Source organism: Nocardia sp. BMG111209 (genome assembly GCF_000381925.1).
Lineage (GTDB): Bacteria > Actinomycetota > Actinomycetes > Mycobacteriales > Mycobacteriaceae > Nocardia.
Genome location: NZ_KB907309.1, coordinates 373,515 through 398,434, shown reverse-complemented (window position 1 = coordinate 398,434; position 24,920 = coordinate 373,515). Strand labels below are relative to the sequence as shown.

The following is a 24,920-nucleotide window of genomic DNA, read 5'->3' as shown; positions in this document are numbered from 1 at the left end:
GGGCCGGGTGAGCGGTCGGGCGCGACGCGATACGACGATGCCTGGGCCGTGTCCGCGGTTCGGGTCCGGCCCGATGAATCCGGAGTGGCGGGGTCGAACTGAGCAACACGGTTGTGGATACGTCCGATCCGTTCGGGACGGCGGCACTGCGAGCCGGAGTGCTGGCGGCATGGCGGGATTCACCGACCAGACTGCGTGAGGACGCGGCCACCGAGGCCGACCTCGTGCGTGCCGGGTACCGGGATCGGCTGCTGACCGAGCTGGCGCAGAACGCCGCGGACGCGGCGGTCAAGGCCGGTGTGCCGGGGCAGGTGGTGGTGCAGTTGCGCGATCGCGCGCTGCATGTGATGAATACCGGTGTGCCGCTGGATGTTTCCGGTGTACACGCGCTCACGGCGTTGCGCGCCTCGGCGAAGTCGGGGCGGGATTCGGTGGGTGAGTTCGGGGTCGGCTTCACGGCGGTGCTCAGCGCCGGTGACGAGGTCGAATTCCGTTCCGCCAGCGGGTCGCTGCGGTTCTCGCGGGCGCGCACCTGGGCGGCGCTGCGTGAGACGGGGGTGCCGATCCCGGAGGGCGCCGCCGAGAGCCGGCGCGCCGAAGGCGATTTCGCCCCGCCCGCGCTGCGGCTGGTCTGGCCGGAGGCCGCGACACCGGCCGCCGGATTCGACAGCGAGGTGGTCGTCCATCTGCGCGCGGATGTCGACGCGGACGCACTGCTGACGGCGATGCGGTCCGAGGCGATCGATCTGTTGCTGGAACTGCCCGCGCTGCGGTCGATCCGGGTCGGCGACGACGAATTCCACAGTGTGGTCACCGATCTCGGTGGTGGGCTGGAGGAGTTGCGGATCGGCCGGGGACCGGTGCCCACGGTGGGGCAGGGTTCGATACCCGCGCTCGGGGGTGGCGACGGCCGGGGGTCTGGTGACGGTGCGGCAGGTGAGCCGGATCCGTTCGATCTACTGCTCGCCGGGCTGGATGCCGAGGCGGCGACGATCGGGGTGGCCGATCCGTTCGGCGAGCTCGACGACACCGGCACCGAGCCCGGGGCGGGGGTGTGGTGGCAGTTCCGGACCGCGCGCGGCCGGTGGCTGTTGCCGGTGCGCGACGGGCGTCCGGTGCCGGCCCGGCCGGATGTGCTGCGCGCGCCGACCCGTTCGGACGAGGAGCTGTCGCTGCCGGCGCTGCTGATCGCCGACATCGCGATGCAGCCGGATCGGCGGCGGCTGCTACCCGGCGGCCGGATCGCCGAATTGGCTTCCGGCTATGCGGATTTCGCGCGGGCACTGCCGCCGCGTGACCGGTTGCTGCTGGTACCCGCACCGGGCTTCGCGCGCAGCGAGGTGGACTCGTTGCTGCGCGAGGCCGTGGTCGCCGAACTGCGCGAGGGCTCGTGGCTGCCGGTGCTGACCGTCGACGACTCCGCGGTGGAGGACGGCGGCGAGCCGGTGGTCGTCGAGGGTACCGCCGTTCCGACCCGGTCCAGCGTATTCACCGGCGCCAGTGCCGAATTGGCTCAGCTGCTGGCGGATCTGCTGGGCCCGTTGGTGATTCCGGAGCTGTCCGGTCGCGCGGTCGCGGATCGGCTCGCGGTGCTGGATGTGCACCGGATCGGGCTGGCGCGGATCGCGGAGCTGTCGGCCGGTCTGGAACGGCCGCTGACCTGGTGGTATTCGCTGTACGACGCATTGCAGTCGTTCGTCGGCGATCCGCTGACGGTCGAGGAACTGGGTGCGCTGGCGGTGCCGCTCGCGGACGGCCGTCAGGTCACCGGGCCGCGCACGGTGGTGGTGGACGACCAGCTGCGGGTGCCGATCCCGGTGCACTGGGCCCGATTGGTGCATCCCGAGGCCGACCACGATCTGCTGATCCGGCTCGGTGCCCGGCGGGCGACCGTCGAGGAGCTGCTCACCGATCCCGCGCTGCGGGCCGAACTCGAGGAGCAGCCCGACGATCCGGACACCGTCGACGCGGTGCTGCAACTGGCCGAGCTGCTGCCGGAGGACGTTCCGCTGCCGGAATGGCTGGGCATGCTCGAATTGCCGGACGACACCGGCGAACTGCTGCCCGCCGAGGATCTGCTGCTGCCCGGCGCGCCGATCGCCGACCTGCTGGTCGACGATTCCCCGTTCGGCACCGTCGATTCCGAGCTGGTCGACCGGTACGGCGCGGCGGCGCTGCGGGCGGTCGGCGTGGGCTGGGGCTTCTCCGTTGTCACCGAGGCCGATCCGACCGGGCCCGATCACGACCTGGACGAGGAGGACCTCTGGTGGGACAGCCTGCCGGAGGATCCGCCGGTGCTCGCCGCGGTGCGCGATCTGGACCTGATCGACCCGGACGTGTGGCCGGATGCGTTGCGGCTGTTGCTGTCCGAGCCGGACACCCGCGCGCTGCTGGCCGACCGGGACGGCTACACGGTGTGGTGGTTGCGCCGTTACGCGCGCATCGACGGTGTGCCACTGGGCATCCACCGCGCCCCGGCCGACACCGCGTACGCCGGGCTGTTGCCGGAGCTGACGGGTTTCGGTGAGACCGATCTGCTGGCGTTGCGCGGCGTGCTCGCCGATCCCGACACCATCACCCAGTATTCGGCCGCCGTCCTGCTGGAGGCGCTCGCCGATCCGGCGAGAACCCCGTCGCCGGAAGTGATCTCGCGGGTGCACGCGCGGCTGGCCGATGCGGTGCCGCGGCTGTTCCTGGAGGCCCTGACCCTGCCGGATCACGTGCGCGCGCTGTCCGGTGCGGTCCTCGAACCCGGACGGGCGCTGGTCCTGGATCAGCCCTGGTACGCGGCGGCCGTGCCGCCGGACCGGCTGGTGGTCGGTGATCTGGCGACCGCGCCGGCGCTGGCCACACTGCTGGATCTGCCGCTGGTGTCGCAGGCCGTCACCGCCGAGGTGCTGAGCACCGGCCGCCGGACCACCTGGACGGACGAACCGCTCGGGGTGCTGCTGCGCCTGCGCGGCGGCGGGCCCGAGCCGGTGGGCGAGCTGGTGGTGCACGAGCGACTGCGTGTGCGATTGTCCGGCGCGTACGAGGCCGAGGTGGATGTTCCGTGGTGGCGAATCGGCGACACCACACATGTTCAAGCGCCGCCGGCGATCGGCGGGTAGCGCGGATTCGCGGCCGGTATCCGGCCGCGTTCGCGGCCCGGTCCTTTCCCGTCGGCCACTGCCGGGGAATCGGGCCGGGCCGCGAATCAGCCGGCGTACGAGGTGATCATCTCCGCGAGCAGGTCCAGCTGGGTGCGGACCGCCGCGCTGTCGTTGTCGACCAGCCAGCGCAGCACGATGCCGTCGATGACGGACAGCGTGAACCGGCTCAGGGTCTGGACGGAGACCCGCCAGTCGGTGCCGGTGGCGTCGCGGGCGTGTTCCAGAACGTCCGCGACCGTGGAATCGTTGAACGTGTACTGCTCCCGGGCGATGGCGAGTTTCGCCGGGGTCTGCTCACCCTCGCGCAATGCGTAGGTGGTGGTCTCGTAGGTGAGCAGCTGTCGTTCGGGAGTGGCCTCGATATTGAGCCACAACAGTTCGAGGCTCGCCCGGACCAGGTTCTGGAGTGAATCCTTCCCGTTCCGGACGTCCTGCCAGACCGCATCGTTGGTCTCGACCGAATCGCGCAATTCCATCGCTAGCGCCTTGACCAGTTCGGTCATGAGCGCATCCTTGTTTTCGAAACAGTAATGCACCACTCCGAGCGAAACACCGGCTGCCTGAGCCACATCGCGCGTGGTTACTCCGGCCACCCCCTTTTTCTCCGCGAGGCCGATCGCGGCCTCGATAAGGTGGGCTCGTCGTTCTTCGACGCTCAATCGGGAGGACACCCCGTGGAGTAAAGCGGGAAGGACGCGTTCAGTCAATTCGCCTACCGCGAAACGGCTCTGGGGGCGGGCAGCGCCGTGACCTGGTGAAATCCGACTCGTTGGATTTTCGCTCGATGCACGACCCGTCGTGCATCCTTTCGTTCAGAGCCCTTTCTGTGCACCCTTGTCACCGCGCCGGGCAGAACGGCGTTGCAGGAGAAAGATGCCGTAGGCGAGCAGCCCCACCACCAGCCCCATGAGGCAGACCGGCCGTGCCGGCGCCCAGCTGTCCACGAGCCACACCACCACCGTGGCTATCAGCCACAACCCCACGCCGACGGCCACCACCGGGCGTGGATCGGTCAGCCGCTGCGGTATCTCGGGCACCTTCTGGGTCACGGGTCCACGATAGCCGCGGGGAACAGGAGGTCGGTCCGCGGCGTGTCATGTATCGTTTGCCTCTGTGACAACGCCTTCCGACATCCGTGCGCTGGCCGCCGAGCTTTCTCTGGCGGTCGTGCGCTTGACGCGCCACCTCCGGGGCCGTCGTACGGATGCCCTGATTTCGCTCACCCAGCTGTCGGCACTGGCCACGCTCAACCGCGACGGCGCCATGACACCGGGTGCGCTCGCGGCCCGGGAACGCGTGCAGCCGCCGTCGATGACCCGGGTCATCGCCTCGCTCGCGGAATTGAAACTGGTGCAGCGCGACCCGCATCCGACCGACGGCCGGCAGATCATCGTGTCGCTGTCCGAGGCCGGTCGCGCGCTGATCCAGGACGAGAACAACGCCCGCGAGGCGTGGCTCACCGAGCAGTTGTCCGGACTCACGCCGGATCAACAGGAGGTGTTGCGCGAGGCGGTCGTCATCATGAAAAAGTTCGTTGCCGAGGATAAATAGAACTCAGCGGGGGAAAGCGTCCTCGCTGGAAACGATTTCGTGACCCAGCGGCATCATCGAAACCGGAATCAATTTCAGATTCGCCCAGCCGAACGGAATTCCGATGATCGATGCGAACAACGGGATGCTGGTGAGCAGATGTCCGAGCGCCAGCCACCATCCGGCAACGATGAACCAGATGACGTTCCCGACGAGCGAGGCCGTACCCGCACCCGGTTTCGGAACCACCCGATGGCCGAACGGCCACAGCACGTGGGCGCCGATCCGGAACGCCGCGATCCCGAACGGAATCGTCACGATGAGCAGGCAACACACCACCCCGGCGGCGAAATACCCCAGCGCCATCCAGAATCCGCAGAACACCAGCCAGATCACGTTGAGCAGCAGTCGAATCGGTGACACGACCCCAGGGTAGGCGCGCCGGCTGAACGGAGGCTGTGAACCGCGCCGGTCAGAAGAACCAGCCCAGGGCGGCTTCGCGCTCGCTGCCGAAGGCGAGATCCAGTGCGTTCAGCCGCGCCTCGTCGCCGATCCGCAGCCGGTTCGCCGCGGCGAAGGCGCGGGCCGGATGGGCCCCGAGGTACATGCCCGCGAGCACGTCGATGCCGAGTTCGGCATCGGCGGCGCGATCGGTCGGCGCGCAGTCGGCCACCCCGTCGCGCACGCGCAGCGCGAACGTGCCGCCGGCGTTCCGGAACGGATCCCGCACGGCCAGAACGATATCCAGGTCGCCGCGGTAGCCGCGGGCGGTGAGTGCGGCGGGCACGTCCATCACCCGCACCCACAGCGAGTCCCGGCGGCCGACGGTGCGCACCTGCCGCGGATCGGTCAGCAGGTACGGCAGCGGATCGCCCGGCACGACCGACGCCTCCACCCGGTCGAACAGTTCCTGCGCGAGCAGCGCGCGCCACAACCCGGCGTGCGCGTCGTTCGTCACCGCGCGCATCTCCACCACCTCGATCGCCGAGCCAGCGGCGCGCCGATAGTATCGGTACAGCGCGTAGCCGTCGGGATGCACGAATGCGTACAGTTCGGTCCCGCCGCCGCGGCGATCCGCGGGCTCGTCGAACCGCCGCGCCCACGCGATCTCCGGCCGCTGCTGGGCGCCGGGTGTGCCGCGCTGCCACCGCTGATAGATCTCCGGAATCGCCTGTCGCGCAACCGCGATCGGTACCAGCTCCACGCCGCCGGGATCCGGTGTGGTGGGCAGGAAGGCGGCCCCGGCCCGCGCCACCACGATGTCGTGCTCGACGATCGCCGGCGCGTACCCGAACCGGCCGTAGATACCGCCCTGACTGGCGGTGAACATGGTCAGCGGCAGCCCGGCGGCCTCGGTGCGGCGATGCTGTTCGGTGTAGAGCGCCCGCAGGATCCCGCGCCGGCGATGGGTCGGCGTGACCGCGACGTTCGCGATCGTCTCCACCGTGACGCCGCGCTCGCCCGGCACGGTCACGGTCTGCGGCCGCGCCGCCGAATATCCGACCACCCGATCCCCGTCGACCGCCACCAGCGCCCGCTCGAGCGGGAAGATCCCGAACTCGTGCGGATCACCCGGGTCCCCGCTGACCCCGAACCCCGCGTTGGTGATCAGCAGGACCGCCTCCGCATCCACCGCGGTCGCCGGGCGGACGAGAATGCCGTGCTCGTTCGGCGTCGAAGTCATGGCTGCACCTTCGCACGCCCCCGGGCCGGGCCGCACACCATTTCCGGGCGAGTCCGCCACCGGTCGCCGCCGCGATCCCGGCGCACCCCGATCGGAAAACGCTGTCCGGCAGCAATTTCGGGATCATCGCCCGACCGCGTCACGGTGTTGCGTCGTCCTCGTCGTTTCCCGCATCACCCGCGGGCTTCGAGGTGTCGTCTCCACCATCCGGCGCGTCGTCCCCGGCCACCGGCTTCCCGCGCCGCAGCGATCCCCCGCGCCCCTGCGGGATCTTCCAGCGGGACCGCCGCACATCGCGTTCGATGCGCGGATCCTCGGCCACCTCGTAGCGGGTGACGTATTCGCTGAGGAACGCCTGCACGGTCGCGGTCGCCGGGATCGCCAGCAGCGCGCCCACCGCGCCGAGCAGCGCGCCGCCGGCCAGCACCGCGAGCAGCGCCACCGCGGCATTCACGTCGACCGTGCGCGCGGTGATCCGCGGTTGCAGCAGGTAGTCCTGGAACCACTGGTACAGCACCACGAACCCCAGCACCCACAGCGCGTCGATCGGATGGATCGTCAGCGCCACCAGCACCGGCAGGATGCCCGCGATATAGGTGCCGATGGTCGGCACGAAGGAGGCGACCACGCCGAACCACACGCCGAGGGCCAGCGCGTTCGGCAGTCCGAGGATCGCCAGGAAGATCCAGTGCCCCACCGCCGAGATCACCGCCAGCAGCGCCCGCGAATACAGATAGCCGCCGGTCTTGCCGATGGCCAGATCCCAGGCGTGCAGGACGGTCGCCTGCCGGTCCGGCGGCAGCAGCGAGCAGATCGTCCGCCGCAGCTTCGGCCCGTCGGCGGTGAGATAGATACTGAACAGCGCGATGGTGAGGAACTGCACCAGCCCGCCGAGGATCGTGCTGGACAACCCCCACACGTTGTTCGCGGCCCGTTCCGCGTACCCGGACAGGATGTTCGAGTCGTGCAGCAGCCGATCCCGTAACTGGTCGATCGTGAAGTGCTGGTGGAAATGGTGATTCACGAAGTCCACCAACTCGTTCAGCAGCCGGGGCAGCTCCTCGAGCAGATTGCTCACCGTCTGCACCAGCAGCGTCACCAGTGCCGCGAGAAACCCTGCGACACAAGCGAACAGCGTGATGAACACCGCACCGGTGGCCCAGCCGCGGCCGATTCCCTTGCGCGCCAGGATATCCACGGCCGGCTCCATCGCCAGCGAGACGAAGAACGCCACCAGCATCATGGTGGCCAGTCCGAACAGCTTGTGTCCGGCCCAGTCCAGCAGCTGATAGCCGGCCAGCAGCGCGAAGGCGAGCAGCATGGCCCGCGGCAGCCAGCGCGGCATCCGCTGCTCGGCCGGCCCGGTGGATCCGGCCGAGCCGTTCGGTTCCGCGGATTCGGACGTGTGCTCGGCCACCGGACCAGTCTCGCCGATCCCGGCGCGCAGTCCCGGGGCGAAACGCCGCTACCGGCCGAGAAGCCGATCACACCACGAACGACCGAGGCCCGCCCCCGGGAACGGGAAGCGGGCCTCGCGGTGAATCGGGTTCAGCGACCGGTGATCTCGTGGTAGTCACGCTCGGGGTAGCCGGTGTAGATCTGGCGCGGACGGCCGATCTTCAGCGGCTCGGACTGCAGTTCCCGCCAGTGCGCGATCCAGCCGGGCAGCCGGCCCATCGCGAACAGCACGGTGAACATGCGGGTCGGGAAGCCCAGTGCGCGGTAGATGACGCCGGTGTAGAAATCGACGTTCGGGTACAGTCGGCGCTCGATGAAGTAGTCGTCCGACAGCGCCGCCTCTTCGAGTTCCTTGGCGATGTCGAGCAGCGGATCGCCGCCGAGCTTGCCGAGGATCTGGTCGGCGGTCTTCTTGACGATGGTCGCGCGCGGGTCGTAGTTGCGGTAGACGCGGTGGCCGAAGCCCATCAGCTTCACCCCGTCCTCCTTGTTCTTGACCTTGCGGACGAACTCCTTGACGTTGCCGCCGGAGGCCTTGATCTCGTCGAGCATCTCCAGCACGGCCTGGTTGGCGCCGCCGTGCAGCGGGCCCCACAGCGCGTTGATGCCGCCGGAGACGGAGGTGAAGAGGTTGGCGTCCGAGGAGCCGACCAGACGCACGGTGGAGGTGGAGCAGTTCTGCTCGTGGTCGGCGTGCAGGATCAGCAGCAGATCGAGGGCGGCGGCCACATCCGGGTCGACCTCGTAGGGCTCGGCCGGGAAGCCGAAGGTCATCCGGAGGAAGTTCTCCACCAGCGACAGCGAGTTGTCGGGGTAGAGGAACGGCTGGCCGACCGACTTCTTGTACGAATAGGCCGCGATGGTCGGCAGTTTGGCCAGCAGGCGGATGGTGGACAGTTCCACCTGCTCGGGATCGCGCGGATCCAGCGAGTCCTGGTAGTAGGCCGACAGCGCGTTCACCGCGGACGAGAGCACCGGCATGGGGTGCGCGTTGCGGGGGAAGCCGTCGAAGAAGCGCTTCAGATCCTCGTGCAGCAGGGTGTGCCGGCGGATCCGATCGGTGAAGTCGTCCAGCTGGGCCTGGGTCGGCAGCTCACCGTAGATCAGCAGGTAGCTGACCTCGATGAAGTTGCTGCGGCCGGCCAGTTGCTCGATCGGGTACCCGCGGTAGCGCAGGATGCCGGCCTCGCCGTCGATGTAGGTGATCGCCGACTTGGTCGGAGCGGTGTTCGTGAACCCGGGGTCGTAGGTCACGTATCCGGTGCTGGCCAGCAGCTTGCCCAGATCGATTCCGTCGTTGCCCTCGGTGGCCTTGGCGATCGTCATGGGGTATTCGCCGCCAGGGTAGGACAGTACCGGCTTGGCGTCGTCGTCGACGTTGATGATGTTCTCAGCGGGCACGGAAGGATCCCTCTCAGGCTAGAACGGCAGGCACCGGACGCGATCGGCAACCGATGCTTGGCCTCCACGCTAACCCGCGTCTGTTACGGGCGATCAGCGAGGGTGCGCGTTAACTACTTCGCAGTACGTTTCACAACTCAGCGAATTCCGACTGGTCGGCCGGGGTGCCGGAGAAGATCGTCGGCGGCTTTACGACACGGTGACCTCGGCCGTCGGCCGCCCCACCCGGAACCGGACGAAGGCCGGGAACACGACGGCCGCCAGCACCACGCCGGCAACGACCAGCAACCCGCCACCGGCCGCAGCGGTAGCTGTACCCAACGCTGCGGCGGCGAAACCATGGGCAACGTCACCGATACGCGGACCGCCGGCAACCACGACGATGAACACGCCCTGCAGCCGCCCGCGCATCTCGTCGGTGGCCACCTGTTGCAGCATCGAGTTGCGCAGCGCCGCGGAGAACATGTCGACCGCGCCGCCGAACGCCAGGCAGACCAGCGCGACCCACAGCCCGATCCGGGTCGTGAGGCCGTGCCCGGTACCGCCGACCGCGAGCCCGAAGCCGACCATCGCCACACCCCACAGCGCGATGCACACGACCACCGCGAGGCCTTGGCGCCGGACGTGCCCCAGCCAGCCGGAGAACACGCCACCGGCGACCGCGCCGACCGACATCGCCGCGAACAACAGGCCCAGCGCCACGCCACCCGCCGCCGGATCGACGAAGGTGTGATGCGCGATCTCGGGGAACAGCGCGCGCGGCATCCCGAAGACCATGGCGATGATGTCGACGGCGAACGAGGCCAGCAGGATCCGCTGGGTGGCCAGATAGGTGAAGCCCTCGACCACGGCCTTCAGCCCGGCCCGGCGGGCGGCCCCCGTGGGCGGCACCACGGGCAGTCGCCACACCGCCCACAGCGTGGCCAGCACCGCGACCGCGTCGAGCAGATAAAGCATCGGCAGCCCGGTCAGCGGGATCAGCGCGCCGGCCAGCACCGGACCGGCGATGGCGCCGAACTGCACCACGGTCATGTTCAGCGAGGTCGCGGCGGGCAGCAGTTCCGGCGGCAGCAGGCGGGGCAGCAGCGCGCTGCGGGTGGGCTGGTTGACCGCGAAGAACGCCTGCTGGATCGCGAACAGCGCCAGCACGACCCAGACATTGGCCACCCCCGCGGCCGCCTGCACCCAGAACAGCAGCGAGGTGATCCCGGTGCCCGCGGTGGTGATCAGCAGCAGTCGCCGCCGGTCCATCACATCGGCGAGCGCGCCGCCCCAGAGCCCGAACACGATCAGCGGCACGAGCCCGAACAGGCCCGCCAGGCCGACATAACCCGAGTTGCGGGTGATCTCGTAGATCTGCTGCGGCACCGCGACCACGGTCAACTGGGCGCCGATGGTGGTGACGACACCCGCCGTCCACAACCGGCGGAACGAGTCGGTGCGGAGCGGGGTGAGATCGGCGAGCAGTTTCACCGGGCGAAGATTAGCGTCACGAACTGTGTCATGAACACAAATTTTCCGTGAATCATCCCATGACTACAACCCTTGCGCGGGACCGTTCCGCCGCTCCGGGCTGCCGGTCACGGTTGCAGCCGCTCGACCGCGAGCGTCTCGCCGTTGTCGTCGAGCCGCACCCGGATCCGGTTGTGCAGCCGGCTGCGGCGGCCCTGCCAGAACTCGACCACCTCGGGGCACAGCCGATATCCACCCCACCGCGGCGGCACCGGAATGTCCTCGACATCCTCGAATCGCGCGGTGACGTCGGCGAGCAGCCCGTCCAGTTCGGCGCGCGAGCCGACCGGCCGGGACTGCTGCGAGGCCCAGGCGCCGAGCCGGGAACTGCGCGGCCGGGAACGCCAGTATTCGATCGTGACGTCGTCCGGAACCGGATGCACCGCACCGCGCAGATGGATCTGATGGGCCAGCGCCGGCCAGACGAAGGTGGCCGAGGCGTACGGCACGGCCGCCAGCTGACTGCCCTTCGCCGAATCGTGATGGGTGTAGAAAATCACACCCGCGGGCGAGAGGTCCTTGCACAGGACGGTCCGGGAGTAGGGGCGCGGTCCCTCGTCGGTGAGTTCGACCGTCGCCAGCACCATCGCGTTCGGCTCGGCGATTCCCGAGGTCACGGCGTCTTCGAGCCATCGGCGCACGAGTGGTTCCCAGCCGTCGGCGAGCCAGGATTCGGTCAGATCAGGTTCGCCGCCGTACTCCGCGCGCATCGCGGCGATATCCAATTCCCGCATGAACCCAGACGTTACTCCCCAGTAACGGGCGAGCTATGGTGTGTCCGAGCGGCGTGCGACCCCTCCGATTCTCCTTGTCGCGGGCGTCGCACTCGCCGGCACGCTGCGGCCGCCTCACAGACGTCGCGGCCCGAACGCAAGGAGAGTCGGATCCATGACTGCCAGCGCTGCGGCTCCTCTCAACTCGGAAATTCCCGCCGACTTCGTCAGCGGGCTCGAAGGTGTGGTGGCCTTCACCACCGATATCGCCGAACCGGACAAGGACGGCGGGGCGCTGCGCTATCGCGGCGTCGACATCGAGGACCTGGTCGCCAATCGGGTGACCTTCGGTGATGTGTGGGCGCTGCTGGTCGACGGCGAATTCGGCCGTGGCCTGCCGCCCGCCGAGCCGTTCCCGCTGCCGGTGCACACCGGCGACGTGCGGGTCGACGTGCAGGCCGGACTGGCCATGCTGGCCCCGATCTGGGGCTATCTGCCCGTGCTGGACATCGATGACGACACGGCCCGGGAGAATCTGGCGCGCGCCTCGGTCATGGCGCTGTCCTATGTCGCGCAGTCCGCGCGCGGTATCTATCAGCCCGCGGTCTCGCAACGGAAGATCGACGAATGCGTCACGATCACCGAACGGTTCATGACCCGCTGGAAGGGTGATCCGGATCCGCGGCACACCGAGGCGATCGACGCCTACTGGGTGTCCGCGGCCGAGCACGGCATGAACGCCTCCACCTTCACCGCGCGCGTCATCGCCTCCACCGGCGCCGATGTGGCGGCATGCCTGTCCGGCGCGATCGGGGCCATGTCGGGTCCGCTGCACGGCGGCGCCCCGGCCCGGGTACTGCCCATGATCGAGGAGGTCGAGCGCTCCGGCGATGCCCGCGCGCTGGTCAAGGGCATCCTCGATCGCAAGGAGAAGTTGATGGGCTTCGGCCACCGGGTCTACCGGGCCGAGGACCCGCGCGCCCGCGTGCTGCGCGATACGGCGCGGCGGCTGGCCGCGCCGCGCTACGAGGTGGCCGCGGCGCTGGAGCAGGCCGCGCTGACCGAACTGCGCGAGCGCCGGCCCGATCGGGCCATCGAGACCAATGTGGAGTTCTGGGCGGCGGTGATCCTCGATTTCGCCGAGGTGCCCGCGCACATGATGCCGGCCATGTTCACCTGCGGCCGGACCGCCGGCTGGTGTGCCCACATCCTGGAACAGAAGCGGCTGGGCAAGCTGGTCCGGCCCGCCGCCATCTACACCGGCCCGGCTCCCCGCAAGCCGGACAGCGTCACCGGCTGGGAGACCGTGGCCGGCCACTGACCGGCCCGGGCGATTCGGGCGAAAACGGTTTCCGTCACGTAACATCCGTCGCGTGTCGGTTCCAGAGTTGTCGCGGCGACGGTTGCTGGTGTCCTCGGCGGTGGCTGCCGCCGGATTCGTAGCGGCCGGCTGCAGTACTTCGCAGAACAATTCGCCGGTCGCGAAATCGGTTGCGCCGCAGTCGAGTTCGGCCGTTCCGACGGGTGACGCGGTCGCCGCGCCGGTACCGGTGGCGCATACGGGCGCGTCACCGCAGGCGGTGGCGGCGCGGTACGCGGGCCGGCAACCCGGCCGGTGGGGGATGGATCTCGACGGCATCACCACCACGATCCCGGTGACCGGTAAGCAGATGGCGCTCACCTTCGACGCCTGCGGCGGGCCCGGCAACAACGAGATCAACGACGACCTGATCGACTTCCTCATCGCGCGTGAGATTCCGGCGACGCTGTTCCTGAACAAGCGCTGGATCGACGCCGACCCGGGCCGCGCGGCCCGGCTGGCCGCCAACCCGCTGTTCGAACTCGGCAACCACGGCACCCGGCACTGCCCGCTGTCGGTCAACGGCCACACCGCCTACGACATCGACGGCACCGCCTCGCCGCAGCAGGCGGTCGACGAGGTGTGGGGCAATCACGAGCGGCTCACCCAGCTGACCGGGCAGCCGCCGCGCTTCTTCCGCGCGGGCACCGCCCATTACGACGAGGTCGCCGTCGCGATCGTGCACGACCTCGGCGAAACTCCGGTGGGCTTCAGCATCAACGCCGACGCCGGCGCCACCTACACCGCGGCGCAGGTGCGTCGGGCGATGTCGGAGGTGGCGCCCGGCGCCATCTCCATCGCCCATATGCACCGGCCGCAGTCCGGTACCGCGCCGGGCATGTCCGCCGCGCTGCCCGCCCTGCACGCGGCCGGCTACGAATTCGTCAAGCTGCCCTGATCGACCTCCTCGCGACACCGGCTCGAAATCCGCTCGAGCCGTAGGGTTCACCTCGAGTTTCCATTGCTGGGAACGAGTCGGTCCCCGGGTGACAATCGTGGCGAAAACACCCAGGGAGATTCGATATGGCTGATTCGTTTTTCGTGGACGAATCCGGCCTGCGCGCGACGGTGGCCGAACTGCGCCGTCTCGCCGCCGAGGGATCGCAGATGCTGGCGGACCTGCAGAATGTCGTCGACCACCAGGGACAACCCTGGGGCACCGACGAGACCGGTGCGCAGTTCGCGAGGAACTATGTCCCGGATGCCCAGCGTGGCATGCAGAATCTGCGGGATCTGGTCGCGAGCCTGCACGGATTCGGCGACAGAGTCGCCGCGAGCGCCGAGGCGTTCGACCAGCAGGACGCGCTGGGCGGGACGGCGCTGGGCCGGGCGGATTTCGGCGCGGACAATGCGTCCGCTCCGGTGGACACGGCACCCGCGCCGACCACCGGCGGTACGCCTTTCCCGGATCCGGTGACTCCGGGCACCGCGTCGCCTGCCGTTCCCGTTCCCTCTCCCGGCACCGCCCCGGCCGCGACCCGATCCGGGCTCGGGACGCCGGAAACCACCGCCGGACCCCGGCCGATGGCATCCGGACAATCTGCGGCGCAACCGAATTCGGCACAGTCTCGCGATCCCCGCGCCGACGATCCGGCGCGGCAATCGGAAAGCGCCGCGCCGCACTCGGATTCGCGGTCCGATCCCCGGACGGGTGATATTGCGGCCGAAGCCGATCCGAGGACCGATCCGGCCGCCGCGGCGAGTGCCCCGGAGCATTCGGATCCGGCTCGGCCGAAAGGGAATTCGGCCGCGGCCGAATCACGCTCCCGCACACCGTGGTCCGCGCGCGGCGCCACCAGCACGCCCTGGGCCGAGCCGACCGGCGGCGTCCCGGGGAACGAGCCGGCGCCCCGGGTGTCCCCGCCGCGTCGCGCCGATCGGCCGCCGCGGCCCGCCCGGCCCGCCCCCTCGAAGCGGACCGGTCGCCGGTCGACGCCGGAACGTGCCGTCCCCCGCGCCGATACCTCGGCGCTACGGATACTCCGCGAGGCCGCCGCGCGGCACGGACTGGCGCTGTCCGGATTCGACACCTGCGGGATCGGCCCCGACGCGGCCCGGGAACTGGTCGCCGCACTCGACGCGGTACTGCCGAAATGCCCGGGCCTGCTGCACGGACTGGACGTCGACGGGCGGCCGGGGCCCCGATCCAGGGTGGAGGCCCGGGACACACCGGGTGACCGCCCGGCACTGTGGATCGTGCTCGACCCGGACGCGATGCCGGACACCGCGCTGTTCGGGAATGCCGCCGGCGCCACCGCGGCCGTGGCCGAGATCGGCGGGACCCGGCCGTTGTACGTCACGATCGTCCGCGAAATCGGTGCCGCCCTGGCGATCTCGGTGGGCGAACCGGTGCGGCGCCGGGTACAGCGAGCGCTGATCGCCGAATATCTGCGGATCCGTGGTGCGCGGGCCGATCCGCTGAGCGAGGTGGTCACCGGCTATCGGCGCTGGCGGGAACGGCTGGGCGCGAGCTGTTTCGACCGCGGCGTGCTGCGTCCGGGTGTCGCGCTCGGCGAGGGATTCGCGGAGGTGGAGTTGTGCGGTGACGCCGCCGGTGCGCCGGCCCGTGTCCTGCATCGGCTCGCGCTGCTCCCGGCCACGCGCACATGATCTCGGCGCTGCCGGCGAATTTCCCGGTGGGACTGGTGGAACCGGTCCTCGGTCCCCGGCCCGACGGCGATCCGGACGAGATGCGCCGCTGCGCTGACCAACTCGGCGACACCGCGTCGATCTGCCGCTCGATCTCGGCAGCGCTGTCCGCGCGGGCCGCGGCGACCCCCGCGACGCTCGACGGTGACACCGGTACCCATCTGACCACGCGGCTGCACAGTACGGCGGCCGCCTGGACCGGCGCCGCGGACTATCACGACAGCCTCGCCCGGCAGGTGTACGAGGGCGCCAACTCGATCGAGGAGGGCCAACTCACCTGGGAGGGAATGGGTATCGTCCTGGTCGCGCAGCTGGCCGCGGACGTGCTGTTGCTGCAGGCGGGCGCGGCGAAGGCCGCCACCGACCGGATCCAGGCCCGGCAGGGCTGGCGCGCGTTCATTATCCGGCAGCTCGATCGCATGACCGCGCGCGGAATCACCTTCACCGCCACCCGATCCCGGATGCTGATCACCGCGACGCTGACCGGCGGTATCGCCGGCGCGGGCGTACCGCTGGCGGCCGAGGCGCTGCAGATCGCCGCGGGACATCGGCACGGGTTCGACCTCCAGACCATCACCGTCGGCGGGGTCGGCGGCCTGGTCGGCGGGTTCACCGGTGGCCTGACCGGAACGGCCCTCGCGCCGCGGGTCGGGCGGTGGCTCGGCCGGCGGGTGCCGAATCCGGTGGGCTCGACGGTATTGCGGACGCTGGTGCTGGGCGCCGCCGGTGGCGTCGGCGGCGCACTGCCGGGCACGCTCGCGGCGAGCCTGACCCGGGCGGCCTTCACCGGCGAATTCCGGTTCGACGGCCGCGGCCTGATGGCGAATCTGACCACCGCGGTGGTGGGCGGTGTCGTCGGCGGCACCGTCACCGCCTTCCACGGTCAGGGGTACGAGCCGGTCACGCTCGCCGATCCGCCCGCTCGCGTTCCGGAATCCGCTGCCGCGCCGACCGATCACCCCCGGATCGCGCCGGACGGGGTCGTGACCCCGGTGGCCCGGCCGGGCGGCCCACGAGATCCGGTGCGCCTCACCGCATTCGGAGACGACGGCCCGGGATTCGGCCCGGCGGCGGCACATCGGCCACCGGGTACGCCGCCGGCATCGATGGCGGATCGGCTGGCCGACCTGGTCGCCCGCCGGGTCGCGGTCGTGCGGGACGAGGCGTGGGCCACCCTCACCGATCGCACGGCGGATCTGCCGTTCGGCCCGGACCAGGTGGTCTCCGGCGAATACCGTGACTACCTGGCGGATCCGGCGAAACGGGCCGAATTCGACGCGGCGACAGCGGGTTCGGGGGAGGCCGACCGCCTCACCCGGATCGCGCAGCTGGAACGGGAGGCCGCGCGGTATCGCGCGGCGGGGGAACCGATCTCGCGCGATACCGGCGCATCGGCCGCGATCCCGGTCGTGGCGAATCCGCAGCGGCTCGCGCCGGCCGAGGCCGGAGCGCTGGTCGCGGATGTGATCGAAAGCCGGTTGCTCGGCAGGCCCGCGATCTACGGGACCGGCCGGGTCGCCCCGCAATTGCACCTGTTCGACGAGTGGGCGAAATCGGACCGGGTCGACGGGATGCCCGGATTCACCATCAACACGGTGGCGAACTGCATCAAACTGCCGCTGTACGCGGGTGCGCTCGGCGGCGTCGTCGACCGCGGCTATCTGCGGTCGCTGATCCGCTTCGAATGGTGGAACGACACGCTGGTCGACGACGGCGGCGCCGGCCTGGTCTGGCGGGACGGCCGCGCGATCGACCCCGCCGAAACCGACCAGCACAGCCGGGTGAACCTGCTGGCCCTGGCACCGCACGGCGTGCGTGAATACGACGGCGCCGCGACCCACGCGCCGGATCGGGGCGATCTGGTGTTCTTCGGCGGCCTGCACCATGTCGCGGTCGCCTCCGGGCGCATCGCCGCCGACGGCTCCCCGGAGGTGTTCTCGTTCTGGCCGTACGACACGTGGCCGAAGCTGGACACCGTCCACACCTCCTCGATCGATACCGAGTCGGCCCGGCTCGCGGAGGTCGGCGGCGTGGCCGGACTCGGCGTGGAGTACGGCCCCGGGCCCTGGGGCCGGGATGCCGGGCGGTTCGAGCACCTGATGGCGGACTGGCTGGACCGGCACGGCGAGCGGTGAACCGGCTCACTGCTCGTGCGAGGCCGCCCAGTCCACCGCCACCGATTCGCCCCGGTCCACGGTGAAGAAGGCGACCTCCAGATGCCGGCCGAGGTCGACCAGTTCGATGGCGTTCAGCGGGACCGGTTGCACGATGCGGACCCGCCACGGCCCGGGTTCGTCCCAGGCGTACAGCTCCAGATCCAGGCGCAGGACCGGATTGTCGCGGCCGGTGTAGTCGGCGGCAACGGGTGTGGCGGCCAGGACGGTGGCGTCCGCGCGGCGGCCGTCGGCGAGGATCTTCGCGATGCTGACCCGGCCGGTCTGCCCGGGACCGGCCGGGTGCAGCACCAGCCGGTCGCGGTCGCCCGGGTCGACCCGGCAGCCGACGACGTCGCCGGGCTGCATCAGCACCAGATCGGCGTCGGGGAGACGCTGCCGCACCCGGGTCTCGTACGGGGTCTGCCCGTCCACCCGGACCTGGACCCAGAACCGATCGGCGCGGACGCCCAGGATCGTGGCGGTGCCCGCGAGCCCACGGCGCAACAGCTCGCGCTGGGCGGATTCGGACATCGCCGAATGCCGCAGGGTGAAGGCGCTCATGCCGTACCGACGGGGTACCGGCAAGCGCTCGTGCTCGCGTCGCGCCGTCGCCTCCGGCCGTTGACCGTTCATGCCGACACGGTAGCCGGGACGTGTCGGACATCACTTTCCGAGGTGGGCAGGCATGATTGCGGAAGGTTGCCGGGGGACGGTGACCCACGCGCGGGGGAGATGCCGGTCACGCTCTAGGCTGGTCACCATGACCGCTGCGTTCCCGACCATCCCCGACGACCTGAAGCCCGTTGACGGCCGTTTCGGCTGCGGCCCGTCCAAAGTCCGGCCCGAGCAGCTGCGATCTCTCGTGGAGGTCGGCGCCTCGGTGTTCGGCACCAGTCATCGGCAGAAGCCGGTCAAGGATGTGGTGGCGCGGGTGCGCTCCGGGCTGCGCGAGCTGTTCTCGCTGCCCGAGGGGTACGAGGTGGTGCTCGGCAACGGTGGTACCACGGCGTTCTGGGACGCGGCCGCGTTCGGCCTGATCCGGGAGCGTTCGCTGCACCTCACCTACGGCGAGTTCAGCTCGAAGTTCGCCTCGGTGGCCAAGAAGAATCCGTTCGTCGGCGATCCGATCGTGGTCGCCACCGAGCCCGGCACCGCGCCGGAGCCGGTCTCCGATCCGAGCGCCGACCTGATCGCCTGGGCGCACAACGAGACCTCCACCGGTGTGGCCGTACCCGTGCAGCGCCCGGCCGGTTCCGAGCAGGCGCTGATCGCGATCGACGCCACCTCGGGTGCCGGCGGGTTGCCGGTCAACGTCGCCGATGCCGATGTCTACTACTTCGCACCGCAGAAGTGCTTCGCGTCCGACGGCGGCCTGTGGGTCGCGCTGATGAGCCCCGCGGCGCTGGAACGGGTTTCGGAGATCGCCGAATCCGGCCGCTACACGCCGGAATTCCTGTCGCTGCCGATCGCGATCGACAACAGCGGCAAGGACCAGACCTACAACACCCCGGCGCTGTCCACCCTGTTGCTGTTCGCCGATCAGATCGAATGGCTCAACGGCAACGGCGGTCTGGACTGGGCGGTGAAGCGCACGCTGGATTCCTCGTCGCGGCTGTACTCCTGGGCCGAGTCCAGCGAGTTCGCCACCCCGTTCGTCGCCGATCCGGCGCAGCGCTCGCAGGTCGTGGGCACCGTCGACTTCGCCGATTCGGTCGACGCGGCGCAGGTCGCGAAGATCTTGCGGGCCAACGGCATCGTCGACACCGAGCCGTACCGCAAGCTGGGCCGTAACCAGTTGCGGATCGGCATGTTCCCGGCGATCGATCCGGAGGACGTGTCGCAGCTGACCCGCAGCATCGACTGGGTCGTGCGGAACCTGGCCGGTTAGATTCCCGGACCGCGGTTTTCGCGCGGCCGATCCCGTACGTGCCCGACGCCCGGTTCCGCGACTCGCGGGGCCGGGCGTCGTCCGATTTCCGATTTTCGCGGTGGCCGATTCCCGCGTGGTCCCGGACGTTTCCGATGGTCCGTCCGGGTGCGGCCGGAGCGGGAATTCGATTGCGGCACGACGCTTTTCCGGCGCGCCGACAGTGCCGAACGGCACTGCTGTGATCATCTGGAACTCAGCAGATTAGCCCTATGCGGTTGGGGCGCGGTAGATTTTCGGGCAGCGTGTCTTGCCCCACGAATCTCAGAAGTGCACTACTGTTCCAGAACGTGGGCGGTGTCGCGGAGCCGACGCGATAAGGAGGTAACGGTGCGTGAACTTCGAGTGATCGGATTGACGCCCGATTCCACGCACATCGTGTGCATCGATACCGAGACCGGCCAGAAGTATCGGCTCGCCGCCGACGAGAAATTGCGTGCTGCCGCCCGTGGAGACCTTGCCCGATTCGGCCAGATCGAGATCGAAACGGAAGCTACTATGCGTCCTCGCGATATCCAGGCTCGTATCCGTGCCGGTGCCTCCGTGGAGCAGGTGACGGAGGAATCCGGAATGCCCGCCAGCCGGGTCGAGCGGTTCGCCTACCCGGTGTTGCTGGAGCGTGCGCGGGCCGCGGAGCTGGCGCAGCGCGCGCATCCCGTGCGCAAGGACGGGCCCGCGGTGGAAACCCTCATCGAGGTGGTCTCCTCGGCGTTCTCCGAGCGCGGGCACAACATCGATATCGCCGAATGGGATGCCTGGAAGGACGAAAAGGGCTACTGGGTCGCCCAATTGCAGTGGCAGGCCGGTCGTTCGGTCATCGCCGCGCACTGGCGCTACCAGCCCGACGCGCACGGCGGCTCGGTGTCGCCGCTCGACGATCCGGCCTCCGATCTGGTCGATCCCGATTTCGGCCGGGCGCTGCGCGGATTGGCCACGATCCTGCCCGAGCCCGCCGCCGCATCCGGTGCGGCCGAGGCGGCCGCGGCCCCCGCACCCGCGCCGCGCGGTGAGGGCGCCACCGCGGCCCGCGCCGCGGCGGAGCGCAGCCAGCAGGGCTTCGACGAGTACTACGAGCAGCGAGCGGCCGTCGGCGGCAACGCCGTTGCGGTGACCGGCGGCGTGCCGCCGAAGGCCCCCGCCGCGCCGCAGCACGCCCCGGCGCCCGCGGCCACCGCCCCGGCGCCGCAGCATGCCGCCCCCGCGGCGCCGCAACCCGGCGGCACCGCCGCACCGCAGCCCGGCGACCCCGCTGCGCCGCAGCCGGTTTCGCCGCAGCCCGCGGCCCCGGCGGCGACCGCGCCCGCACCACCGGCCACCCCGCCGGCCGCGGAACCCGCGCCGGCCCCGGCGAAGTCGGCCCCCGCGGCGGCCAAGTCCACGCCCGCCGCCGCGAAGTCCACGCCCGCCAAGGCGGCGCCGAAGGCCCGCGCCAAGCGAGGTGGCAAGGCGCCCATGCCGTCCTGGGAGGACGTGCTGCTCGGCGTGCGCAGTTCGGGTCACTGAGTACGCGAACAATCCGGACACGCAGGACCCGGGAAACCGAAGCGCAACGTTTTCGCCGGTCGGGGGAGTAGATTTTTCGTATGTCCCCCGGCGGTTCTCGGGGGGTTTCGGCTGGTCTCGGAGGTGGGCCCGCTCCGCCCCCTGGGTTTGCTGAAGAGTAGCTCTGCTTACTCGAACGAGCATCGGGAGGTGCCCGAAGTGCCGTCCACAGCTTCGTCCCTCTGGTATGTCGACGACCCCGATCCGGTGGCCGTGTTGCGACGCCGACCGGAACCCGATCCGGAGGCCGCACTCGCCCTCGCCAAACAACTCCACCCCGACTGCGACGTGATCCCGGCCGCCTCGGGTTCGCTGGCGGCCTGGGCGGGACCGGATCCGGGTTCGATCTACATCGGCTGTTTCCCCGGCCTGACCGTGGTGTGCACCGCCGCGGCCGCGGTCACCAAGCCGACCCGGTTGCCCGAGTTGCTGATTCGGCCGCTCGCCTCCGAGCACACCTATCTGGTGTCCTACGACGTGCCGCGCGCCTGGGGCGCGTTCGCGCACTGGGAGCGCGGCGAATTCCGGCGGTCGTTCAGCGCCACCCGCGTCACCATCCTCGAGGACGAGGGCCTGCCGCTGGTGTGGGAGCGACCGTACTGGGCCGGTGAGCATCCGGTGCCGCTGCGGCCCGGTGAGCGGCCGGATCCGCAGATCCTGCCGTTCGACCCGCCCGACTTCGCCGGCGAGGCCAATGCCGAATGGCTCGGATTCCACTATCGGGCAGCCGATTCCGACGGCGCCGTGCACCCGGGGGACATCCCGGTCAGCGGCTTCACCCTGTTCCCCAAGGGGCAGGCGCCCGCGGTGGCGGTCCCCGACGACGGCGAATCGGCCTCGCACACCAAATGGTTCGGCTGGTTGCGCAACCGCGATCGGGTCGGCTGACCGTCCGGCGGATCAGGCGAGGATCGCGGCGATCAGCAGGAGCAGCCAGCCGAGGAGGACACCCCCGGCGACCCCGCCGAGCACCCAGCGCGTCACCATGAGGCCGCGCCAGCGCCAGGCGGTCGGCGTCACCCCGCCGACCGCGACGACGTTGACCACCACCGCCAGCAGCCAGCCGACGTGCGGGACCTCGGCCAGGGCGACTCCGAAGGCGTAGACGCCGACGGTGGTGAGAATTCCCACGACGATCGCGACCGCGAGGCCCGCCGCCCACGGCGTCGGCTCGGGGTAGTACCCGTGGCGGTTCCCGTCCGGCTGCATCACGAGGCGCGCACCCTTTCGTAGAAGGCCATCGCCGCGGCGGTGGCCACGTTCAGCGAGTCGGTGCCCGCGGACATCGGGATGCGGGCCCGCACATCGCTCGCGGTCATCGCGGCCGCGGTCAGTCCCGGACCCTCGGCGCCGAGCAGCAGCGCCACCCGGTCCCCGGTCAGGGCCGCGGCCAGTGTCGCCGCCGCCGGATCCGGGGTCAGAGCGATGATCCGGAAGCCGGTGTCCCGCAACAGCTCCAGACTATCCGGCCAGGTCGGCAGCGTGGCGAACGGTACCCGCAGCACATGTCCCATGGAGACCCGCACCGCCCGCCGGTACAGCGGATCGGCGCACCGATCGCCGAACAGTATCGCGTCGGCCCCGAGCCCGGCCGCGTTCCGGAAGATCGAACCGATGTTCTCGTGATCGTTGACACCCTCGAGCACCGCGACCGTGCGCGCGGTCGCCAGCAGCCGCGCCGGATCCGGCTCCGCCGGTCGCCGGGCCGCGGCCAGGACGCCGCGATTGAGGTGGAAGCCGACCACCTCGGCCATCACCTCCGCGCTCGCCCGGTAGTACGGGACGTCGACGCCGGCCAGATCGCCGGCCAGTTGCTCGTACCGCCGCTCGACCCCGAACAGGGCGAACGGCGCGAAGCGCGAGGTCAGCATGCGTTGCACCACAACGACTCCCTCGGCCAGCACCAGGCCGCGGCCTCCGGGCCGATCCGGTCGGCGGTCCGCGGCGCTGAGGTCGCGAAAGTCGGCGACCCGAGGGTCGCCGGGGTCATCGATGTCGATCACTACGGCCACGAATCACCATCCTGCACCCCCGGATGCGTATTGTGGTTTCCGGCCACTCGCGGCCCCGCGACAGATTCGCCGGGCGGCGAACCGCGACGGCGGAGGTGGCCTACCGTCGACAGAAAGAGGATTCATGACCAAGCCGGAAGTCGAGTTCCAGGACGGCCCCGCGCCCGAAACGCTGGTGATCGAGGATCTCGTCACCGGTAGCGGCTCCGAGGCCGTGCCGGGCGGCACCGTCGAGGTCCACTACGTGGGTGTGGAATACGACACCGGTGAGGAATTCGACTCCTCCTGGAACCGTGGCGAATCCATCACGTTCCCGCTGCGCGGGTTGATCCAGGGCTGGCAGGACGGCATTCCGGGGATGAAGGTCGGCGGCCGCCGGCAGCTGACCATCCCGCCGGAGCTGGCCTACGGCAAGGCGGGCGCCGGACATCACCTGTCCGGTAAGACCCTGGTCTTCGTGATCGATCTGCTGAACGTCGTCAACTGACGCGGTGCGGGCGGGTTCCGGCGCCGCGCCGGAACCCGTGCCCGCTACTTCCGCACGATCTCGACCGGATCGGTCAGTGATTCGGCGATCGCCGACTGCTGCGAGCTGCTGTGTCCCGGCAGTGCGGTGAGCGCCTTCCCGGTCTGGGTGTTCAGATTTCCCACGATCTGCTGCAACTGCTGCACCCCGCCGGTGAGCTGCGAGATGGCGCTCACCAGCGCCGCGGAACCCTGATCGGCCAATTGCGGGATCTGCCCGGCCATTCCGGCGCCGGTGTTCAGCAACGTGCCCGCCTCGTCGAGGCGTTTCACCGCATCGCGCAACAGGGTCGCCAGCGGCGTGCCGGGATCGGTACTGCTGCCGGCCAACTGGGCGAAGCCCTGCAACTGCCCGGCCGCCTGATTCGCCACCCCGCGCAGCGCGTCCAATTTGCCGATGACATCGGTCAATTGGGGATCGGCCGCGAACGGCAGCGCGCGCAGCACGGTGACCGCCTGGTCCAGTCCGGTGCCGAGCTGGGTCGCCGAGGTGGTCACCTGGCCCAGCGTCAGGCCCGATTCGTCCAGTGCGCCCGCCAGACCCGAGGCGGTCGAACGGACCGCGGTCAGGGCGTCGTTCAACTGGCCGATCCCCGCGGTCAGCTCGCCGGCCCCGCTCTTGGCGGTGTCCAGGAAGCCCAGCATCTGATCGGCGCCCGCGGAGAACTCGCCGGAGGCGCCGGCCGCGGCCTGCACTCCCGCGCCGAGCAATTGGGTGGTGAAGGCCGCCTGCTGCACCGAACCCCGCGCGGTGGCGATGGCCGCCAGCACCTCGTCCACGCCCGCGGCGCCGACCCGGCGGGTCACCTCGTCCACCGCGTCGTCGACCTGATGAGCGTCGGCGTGCCGATTGCTCGCCACGGTGACCTGCGCGCGGTGCGGCGTGGCGGTGCCGAGGGTGCCGATCGAGCCGGACAGATCGGCCGGCAGCGTGATCACGGCCGCGTAGTCGGCGGTGCTCGCCCCCGGCTGCGCGGTGACCCAGTCCCGGGAGTGACTGTCCTGCAAGGCTTTCACGATGCGGACGCCGGTCGGTCCCTGGTCCGCGTTCACCAGCGCGATCCGGGTCGGTGCGCTGCCGGGCCGCAGCCACAGCGCGGTACCTCCGGCGACGGCGGCCACGACGAGCACGGCCACGGCGAGCAGGATCCAGCGAAGACGGTTACCGAACACGGACGAACCGTAGCGGGCGCACCCCGCGCCGATTCTGGCGCGTCTCTGAGGATTCGATAAGGGTCCGGGATCCGGCGGGCCGGGCCCGGACCGGCTGCGGTCCGGGATACCTTGGGGCCCAAGCCG

Annotated in this window: 22 protein-coding genes; 10 read left to right on the top strand and 12 right to left on the bottom strand. The window is 70.3% G+C overall.

Annotation, left to right across the window (positions count from 1 at the left end; translation table 11 throughout):
• Positions 1-113: 113 nt before the first annotated feature.
• Positions 114-3,110 carry a sacsin N-terminal ATP-binding-like domain-containing protein gene (locus G361_RS50570; protein ID WP_019931397.1) on the top strand — a complete coding sequence of 999 codons (2,997 nt, stop codon included), beginning with the start codon at positions 114-116 and terminating at the stop codon, positions 3,108-3,110.
• Positions 3,111-3,196: 86 nt separating this feature from the next.
• Here G361_RS50570 and G361_RS0132900 read toward each other — a convergent pair whose 3' ends face one another.
• Entirely contained in the window at positions 3,197-3,823 is a 627-nt protein-coding gene (locus G361_RS0132900; RefSeq protein ID WP_026343791.1) for a TetR/AcrR family transcriptional regulator, read from the bottom strand.
• A gap of 141 nt (positions 3,824-3,964) precedes the next feature.
• Complete coding sequence (locus G361_RS0132895) at positions 3,965-4,201, bottom strand: DUF2530 domain-containing protein (protein ID WP_019931394.1); 237 nt, start codon at positions 4,199-4,201, stop codon at positions 3,965-3,967.
• A gap of 64 nt (positions 4,202-4,265) precedes the next feature.
• Between G361_RS0132895 and G361_RS0132890 the strand changes: the two genes are divergently transcribed.
• On the top strand, positions 4,266-4,703 hold the full coding sequence (locus G361_RS0132890; RefSeq protein ID WP_019931393.1) for a MarR family winged helix-turn-helix transcriptional regulator: 438 nt from the start codon (positions 4,266-4,268) through the stop codon (positions 4,701-4,703).
• 3 nt (positions 4,704-4,706) lie between these two features.
• Here the strand turns inward: G361_RS0132890 and G361_RS0132885 are convergent, their stop codons facing one another.
• The 6 genes from G361_RS0132885 to pdxH all read right to left on the bottom strand — a co-directional run bounded on the left by G361_RS0132885 (position 4,707) and on the right by pdxH (position 11,471).
• Complete coding sequence (locus G361_RS0132885; RefSeq protein ID WP_196814735.1) at positions 4,707-5,096, bottom strand: YccF domain-containing protein; 390 nt, start codon at positions 5,094-5,096, stop codon at positions 4,707-4,709.
• 58 nt (positions 5,097-5,154) lie between these two features.
• Complete coding sequence (locus G361_RS0132880) at positions 5,155-6,366, bottom strand: GNAT family N-acetyltransferase (RefSeq protein WP_019931391.1); 1,212 nt, start codon at positions 6,364-6,366, stop codon at positions 5,155-5,157.
• Between the two features lie 139 nt (positions 6,367-6,505).
• Complete coding sequence (locus G361_RS0132875; RefSeq protein ID WP_019931390.1) at positions 6,506-7,783, bottom strand: AI-2E family transporter; 1,278 nt, start codon at positions 7,781-7,783, stop codon at positions 6,506-6,508.
• Between the two features lie 131 nt (positions 7,784-7,914).
• Entirely contained in the window at positions 7,915-9,225 is a 1,311-nt protein-coding gene (locus G361_RS0132870; RefSeq protein ID WP_019931389.1) for a citrate synthase, read from the bottom strand.
• 189 nt (positions 9,226-9,414) lie between these two features.
• Positions 9,415-10,698, bottom strand: a complete 1,284-nt coding sequence (locus tag G361_RS0132865; RefSeq protein ID WP_019931388.1) for an MFS transporter — start codon at positions 10,696-10,698, stop codon at positions 9,415-9,417.
• A 107-nt stretch (positions 10,699-10,805) separates the two neighbouring features.
• Complete coding sequence (pdxH, locus tag G361_RS0132860; RefSeq protein ID WP_019931387.1) at positions 10,806-11,471, bottom strand: pyridoxamine 5'-phosphate oxidase; 666 nt, start codon at positions 11,469-11,471, stop codon at positions 10,806-10,808.
• Between the two features lie 154 nt (positions 11,472-11,625).
• Here pdxH and G361_RS0132855 point away from each other — a divergent pair, with 154 nt between their 5' ends.
• The 4 genes from G361_RS0132855 (at position 11,626) to G361_RS0132840 (ending at position 17,594) form a co-directional block, all read left to right on the top strand.
• Positions 11,626-12,771: a citrate synthase 2 gene (locus tag G361_RS0132855; protein WP_026343789.1), complete on the top strand. Its 1,146-nt coding sequence runs from the start codon at positions 11,626-11,628 to the stop codon at positions 12,769-12,771.
• 52 nt (positions 12,772-12,823) lie between these two features.
• Positions 12,824-13,708: a polysaccharide deacetylase family protein gene (locus G361_RS0132850; RefSeq protein ID WP_231387179.1), complete on the top strand. Its 885-nt coding sequence runs from the start codon at positions 12,824-12,826 to the stop codon at positions 13,706-13,708.
• Positions 13,709-13,833: 125 nt separating this feature from the next.
• Positions 13,834-15,420 (top strand): hypothetical protein, encoded by a 1,587-nt coding sequence (locus G361_RS0132845; protein ID WP_155981933.1) that lies wholly within the window; start codon positions 13,834-13,836, stop codon positions 15,418-15,420.
• Positions 15,417-17,594, top strand: a complete 2,178-nt coding sequence (locus tag G361_RS0132840) for a hypothetical protein (RefSeq protein ID WP_026343786.1) — start codon at positions 15,417-15,419, stop codon at positions 17,592-17,594. Before G361_RS0132845 ends, G361_RS0132840 begins: the two co-directional genes overlap by 4 nt.
• 6 nt (positions 17,595-17,600) lie before the next feature.
• Here G361_RS0132840 and G361_RS0132835 read toward each other — a convergent pair whose 3' ends face one another.
• On the bottom strand, positions 17,601-18,248 hold the full coding sequence (locus tag G361_RS0132835; protein WP_231387178.1) for a hypothetical protein: 648 nt from the start codon (positions 18,246-18,248) through the stop codon (positions 17,601-17,603).
• Between the two features lie 127 nt (positions 18,249-18,375).
• On the opposite strand from G361_RS0132835, the gene serC reads away from it, so the two are divergent.
• The 3 genes from serC to G361_RS0132820 all read left to right on the top strand — a co-directional run bounded on the left by serC (position 18,376) and on the right by G361_RS0132820 (position 21,972).
• Positions 18,376-19,503 carry a phosphoserine transaminase gene (gene serC / locus G361_RS0132830; RefSeq protein WP_019931383.1) on the top strand — a complete coding sequence of 376 codons (1,128 nt, stop codon included), beginning with the start codon at positions 18,376-18,378 and terminating at the stop codon, positions 19,501-19,503.
• A 369-nt stretch (positions 19,504-19,872) separates the two neighbouring features.
• Positions 19,873-21,045 carry a septation protein SepH gene (gene sepH / locus G361_RS51530; protein WP_026343785.1) on the top strand — a complete coding sequence of 391 codons (1,173 nt, stop codon included), beginning with the start codon at positions 19,873-19,875 and terminating at the stop codon, positions 21,043-21,045.
• 198 nt (positions 21,046-21,243) lie between these two features.
• On the top strand, positions 21,244-21,972 hold the full coding sequence (locus G361_RS0132820) for a DUF6928 family protein (RefSeq protein ID WP_026343784.1): 729 nt from the start codon (positions 21,244-21,246) through the stop codon (positions 21,970-21,972).
• Between the two features lie 12 nt (positions 21,973-21,984).
• Here the strand turns inward: G361_RS0132820 and G361_RS0132815 are convergent, their stop codons facing one another.
• Entirely contained in the window at positions 21,985-22,293 is a 309-nt protein-coding gene (locus tag G361_RS0132815) for a DUF2537 domain-containing protein (protein ID WP_019931380.1), read from the bottom strand.
• Entirely contained in the window at positions 22,293-23,096 is an 804-nt protein-coding gene (locus G361_RS0132810) for an RNA methyltransferase (RefSeq protein ID WP_026343783.1), read from the bottom strand. Before G361_RS0132810 ends, G361_RS0132815 begins: the two co-directional genes overlap by 1 nt.
• Before the next feature lie 124 nt (positions 23,097-23,220).
• Here G361_RS0132810 and G361_RS0132805 point away from each other — a divergent pair, with 124 nt between their 5' ends.
• Positions 23,221-23,583, top strand: a complete 363-nt coding sequence (locus G361_RS0132805) for an FKBP-type peptidyl-prolyl cis-trans isomerase (protein WP_019931378.1) — start codon at positions 23,221-23,223, stop codon at positions 23,581-23,583.
• Positions 23,584-23,627: 44 nt separating this feature from the next.
• Here the strand turns inward: G361_RS0132805 and G361_RS0132800 are convergent, their stop codons facing one another.
• Positions 23,628-24,794, bottom strand: a complete 1,167-nt coding sequence (locus tag G361_RS0132800) for a hypothetical protein (protein ID WP_019931377.1) — start codon at positions 24,792-24,794, stop codon at positions 23,628-23,630.
• Positions 24,795-24,920 lie beyond the last annotated feature (126 nt).